The organism is Pseudomonas sp. 05T35, assembly GCF_056396605.1.
The window spans coordinates 1-4,560 of record NZ_JBFTLU010000379.1; the positions used below are offsets into that span (position 1 = coordinate 1).

Genomic DNA, 4,560 nt, shown 5'->3' on the forward strand with positions numbered 1-4,560 from the left:
AGGCCGCCATCGCGAGCAGGCTCGCTCCCACAGGTGAACGGTGTACATCTGCGAGAGATGGGTCGGCTGTCAGGGCGCCTTCGCGAGCAAGCCCGCTCCCACAGTTGGACTGTGTACATCTGTGAGAGATGGGTCGGCTGTCAGGCCGCCAAGGTCTAAAGATCCTGGACCTACGGCACCAGAGGCCATTCGGCCAGCGCCCGATAGCGGCCTTTATGCGACTCGAACAACGCAAAATGCCCAGCACTCAAATGAAAGTCCGGGGGCGTTGCAGATTCCGGGACCGGTTCTCGAAAGTCGCGCATCAAGGTCAAATGAGGACGATATTCCCGGGGCGCGTCGGCAAACCCAAGCGGCAGCATCGCCTGATGCAAGGCATACACCAACTGACGCAACGGCAACGACGTCTGCGTTGGCATGAGTAACAAAACGCCGGCGCGGCGCCAGGCATCCAGGTGGTCRAGAGAGACCGTCAAACGCTCGCCCGGCGTTCGGACGTGCGCGGCAGCCGCGCAGATATCCGGAATCTGCGTCACCGCCACAGCCCCCAGAAACATCAGCGTCAGGTGAAAATTTTCCGCTGGCACCGGGCGCCCGCTGTTAAGCCGCAGAGCGCTTCGCCATTGGGAAATCTCTCGACGTTGCGCAGTGGCGCAGGGCAGCGCGAAAAACAACCGCTTGAACGGCTCGCCCTGCTCGCGCGGTTCAGTGTTCATGCCGTGTACCTCCCGACTGGAGTGCGAGTAACGCTCAGGACTTGCCGCCGAGCGCAGCCGACAATGCGGCATCCCGCCCATAAATATCCGGGGCATACAGCAACTGGCCTTGCCGGTCGGCTTGCACGGTCCAGTAACTGAGCAGGATCGGCACCGGCGTAGCCAGCCTGAATTCGTGGGTCAGCCCCGTCGCCAGCAACTCATTGGTCCGCTGACGCTCAGCCGGACTCAACAACAGATCGCGCAACTGCATCGCTTGCTCGACCCGAACGCAGCCTGAACTGAACGCCCGCGGTGCCTTTTGGAAAAGCGCCTGGCTGGGGGTGTCGTGCAGGTACACGGAGAACGGATTGGGGAAGCGGATCGCCATTTGCCCCAGCGGATTCTTCGGTCCCGCGTCCTGGCGCAGGAGGATGTTGCCGGGGTTATCCCAGTCGATCTCGTCCACCGCCAACGGATGGCCGTCACTGTCCAGTACCTGCAGGTTCTGTTTACCGAGGAACGCCTGGTCCCGGCGAATTTCCGGCAGCTTGTCTTCCCGCATGATGGTCGGTGGCACGGTCCAGGTCGGGTTCAGGGTCAGGCGCGTGACCGACGACTTCAGCAGCGGGGTCTGCCGCTCGGCACGCCCCACCTGGGTGCGTGTCTGCCAGACCGGCGTACCGCCCTGATAGACGGTCAACGTCGCCGCGGCCACATTGACCAGCAAACCATTGGGTTCCAGATCCTGCGCCAGCCAGCGAAAACGTTCGAGGTTGATCCGCAACTGCTCGCGCCGCACCGCCGGGCTGACGTTCAGTTCGGTCAAGGTACCCTCCCCCAGCACGCCATCCGCTTGCAGCGAATGGCTCAGCTGGAAGTTTTTCAGCGCGCTCACCAGCTCCTTGTTATAGACCGTGCCGACACCCGCGGAAACGTTGACCAGATAGCCTTCGTTGAAGAGTCGCTTCGCCAGCTCGGGAACTCGCGCATCCTGTGCGCCGGGTTGTAACAGGGGGCCACTGGCAAGCGCCTGCCAATGGGGCAACGGCCGCTGGCGCTGTCGGGCATAAACACGGCGCAAGCTCTGGTATTGCTCAAGGCTTGGACGAGCCAGTTGAAAAGCTGTCGCCATGTCTTGCAGACCCGGCCCGGCAATGGCCAGCACCTCGGCGGGTCGGTCGTGCGGCAATGCCTGTGCATGCCACAACGGCTCGAAACGCGATTGCCGCAAGCGGCCGTAACGCAGGTCCTGCAAGGCTTGCAGGTAACGCTGACTGATGCCGATGTCGGCACACACTGCATCCACTTCGGCAGCGCTCGTGGACAAGCTGTAGCGTTTCGGGTCCAGTCCGTCATCGGCCAACTGCTGCACCTGTGCCTGCAAGGCCGACAAGCGTCCGCTGGCCGTCCAGATCAGGACGTAGTCCTGCTGCTGATAAAAAGCCTGCAACAGCGTTTGCGCCGACGCACTCAGGTGCGCAGCCAGGCGCGGGCAATCGACCGGCAATTGAGTGAGCGCCAATTTCAATGGGCTGTCGTGATCAGCCAGCTCGTTCTGGGCAGTCGCGACCAGTGGCGCAGCGAGCAGGAAAAGGCTCAAGTAACATGCGTACTTTTTGATCAACTGCTTTACTCCACTCCATGGCCGTCAGGTAGACGGTCAACCTCTGCAGCAGGTGCGGCAAGCACCAAGGCCAGCGTATGCACAGGTCTGCCGAGGGAACGACAGGAGGTCGGGAGCCAACAATAACAACAGGACTCTCAACCCATGCTGACCYTTTTACGCCGACACTGCCTGGCAGCCATGACGCTGTGCGCCATGTGCAGTCCGGCATTCGCCGCCGACACCCACAATCAAACGTTATATAACAGCCTCGCGCACGCCGCTCCGGAACTCAATCCCCAAGCACTGCAAAGTGCCCTGAACGCCATGCAATGCGCCGTCAACAGTGGCGCTAAGCAAGCCGAGCGCCTGGCCGTGATCGACTATTCGCAACCATCCACCGCTCGTCGTCTTTGGATCTTCGATTTGCGCAAAAAGTCCCTGGTGCTGCGCGACCTGGTCGCTCATGGGCAAAAATCCGGGGAAAATTTCGCCACGCAATTCTCCAATCGCATCGGCAGCTATCAGTCCAGTCTGGGCCTGTTTCGCACCCAGGAAAGCTATCAGGGCAGCCATGGTTACTCGCTGCGTATGGACGGCCTGGAACCGGGCTTCAATGACCGCGCACGTGATCGCGACCTCGTGATTCACGCGGCCGACTACGTGAATTCCTTATGGAGTGAACGCCAGGGCCGCATCGGTCGCAGCCTGGGTTGCCCGGCAGTGCGCCCGCAAGTGGCGCGCCAGGTGATCGATAAACTCAAGGACGGCCAGTTCATGTTTTCCTGGTATCCCGACCAGCACTGGCTGAAAGCCTCGGCCTACCTCAACTGTCGGCCACACCTGGGGACCGACATCCTCACTGCGCACAATGACTGACTCGCGGACTCAGCCCTTGGCCGCCATCGCAGTGACTTCCACGCGCATGCCTTCGACTGCCAGGGCGGCTACGCCAACGGCGGCGCGCACCGGCCACGGCTTGGCGAAAAAGCGCTGATAGACCTCGTTGAAGGCGGCGCGGTCGGCCATGTCGGTGAGGTAGATGGTCAAGTGCATGACCCGGTCCATGGAACTGCCGGCCCGCTCCAGCGCGACCTTGAGTGCCTGCAACGTGCACTCGCTCTGCTCGGTGATGCCACCCAACTCCAGACTGCCGTCAGCGCGGGTGGGGATCTGGGTCGAGACCAGCAGGCCGCCGAAACCGGCGACATCGGAGGAGATGGATTCCGGGTCCGGGTCGGGGATAAAGGTCAGGTCTTGGTTTGCCATGAGAGGATCTCTTGCTTGAAGTGGTAAAGGGGCGATCGTGTAGGCCGCGGCCAGTTTACAGCCCCATCGTCCGGGAGCAATCAATGGACGCCCCCCCCTGTCTTCGCGGCGACGGCTTCGACGCCCAGGCGGGCTCTCGGGYATTGTTGCCTAAAGCTTGTAGGTCACATACCGGCCGCGTCCGGTTTTTTTGGCTTGATACATGACACGATCGGCGGCCAGCAGGAGCATATCTGCAGAGCTTTCCCCATTCCCCAGTGCAATGCCAATCGAAACACCCACGATGCAGACCGTACCGGAAATAAAAAACGGCGCTCCCAGTGCTTCAATACATTTAGTCGCGACGGTGCTCACGATCTCTTCGGCATCGTCCCCAAGGTCACTCAGCAGAACAACGAACTCATCACCCCCGATGCGCGCCAGGGTATCGGTCTCCCGGACAACCCGGCGAAAACGCCTCGCCACCTGCCGCAACACCTCGTCACCCGCCTCGTGGCCAAGGGTGTCATTGATATGCTTGAAGCCATCGAGGTCCATGAACAACAGGCCCACACCCGCCTCTTTGCGTTGTGCCAGTGCCAACACGTGGCGAAGCCGGCCCGAGAGATGATGCCTATTGGGTAACCCCGTCAACATATCGTGATGAGCAATTTTTTTAAGCTGGGCCTGTTTTTCATCCAGCTTGATCAACAAACGATTGAAGGCCGAGATCAAATGACCGACTTCATCATTGCGCGTGACTGGCAAGGGGGCCAGTGGCCGTTCATCGCGCGTCATGCGGTCAGCCTGCGCGGCGGCACGAAACAGATGACGAAAGACAAAGTACAGGCCAATGGACGAGAACACGGCGAAAATCAAAATGGATATAAACGCCCCCCTGATCAAAAAATGCTGTGTGCGATCGACTGTCGCAAAAGCCTCACTGCTCGGCAAACGGGCAACGACGAACCAGCCGGTACTTGGGACCGAGACCATTGCAGAGACTTCCTC

The 4,560-nt window shown here is 60.7% G+C and carries 5 protein-coding genes; 1 reads left to right on the forward strand and 4 read right to left on the reverse strand.

The window, feature by feature from the left end:
* Positions 1-170: 170 nt before the first annotated feature.
* Both thpR and AC1DH9_RS23190 read right to left on the reverse strand, forming a co-directional pair.
* On the reverse strand, positions 171-716 hold the full coding sequence (thpR, locus tag AC1DH9_RS23185) for an RNA 2',3'-cyclic phosphodiesterase (protein ID WP_427543658.1): 546 nt from the start codon (positions 714-716) through the stop codon (positions 171-173).
* Positions 717-750: 34 nt separating this feature from the next.
* A complete protein-coding gene (locus AC1DH9_RS23190; RefSeq protein WP_427543661.1) occupies positions 751-2,322 on the reverse strand; it encodes a L,D-transpeptidase family protein in 1,572 nt (523 codons plus the stop codon).
* A gap of 144 nt (positions 2,323-2,466) precedes the next feature.
* Between AC1DH9_RS23190 and AC1DH9_RS23195 the strand changes: the two genes are divergently transcribed.
* Positions 2,467-3,180, forward strand: coding sequence for a murein L,D-transpeptidase catalytic domain family protein (locus AC1DH9_RS23195; RefSeq protein WP_477808846.1), 714 nt, complete (start codon positions 2,467-2,469; stop codon positions 3,178-3,180).
* Positions 3,181-3,189: 9 nt separating this feature from the next.
* Here the strand turns inward: AC1DH9_RS23195 and AC1DH9_RS23200 are convergent, their stop codons facing one another.
* Entirely contained in the window at positions 3,190-3,570 is a 381-nt protein-coding gene (locus AC1DH9_RS23200) for a RidA family protein (RefSeq protein WP_054598083.1), read from the reverse strand.
* A 150-nt stretch (positions 3,571-3,720) separates the two neighbouring features.
* A partial coding sequence (locus tag AC1DH9_RS23205; protein ID WP_477808847.1) for a diguanylate cyclase domain-containing protein occupies positions 3,721-4,560 on the reverse strand: 840 nt, incomplete at its 5' end.

Excerpts from the sequence above, each read along its gene's own strand:
- AC1DH9_RS23200 (WP_054598083.1), bottom strand. The coding sequence starts at position 3,570 with ATGGCAAACCAAGACCTGACCTTTATCCCCGACCCGGACCCGGAATCC.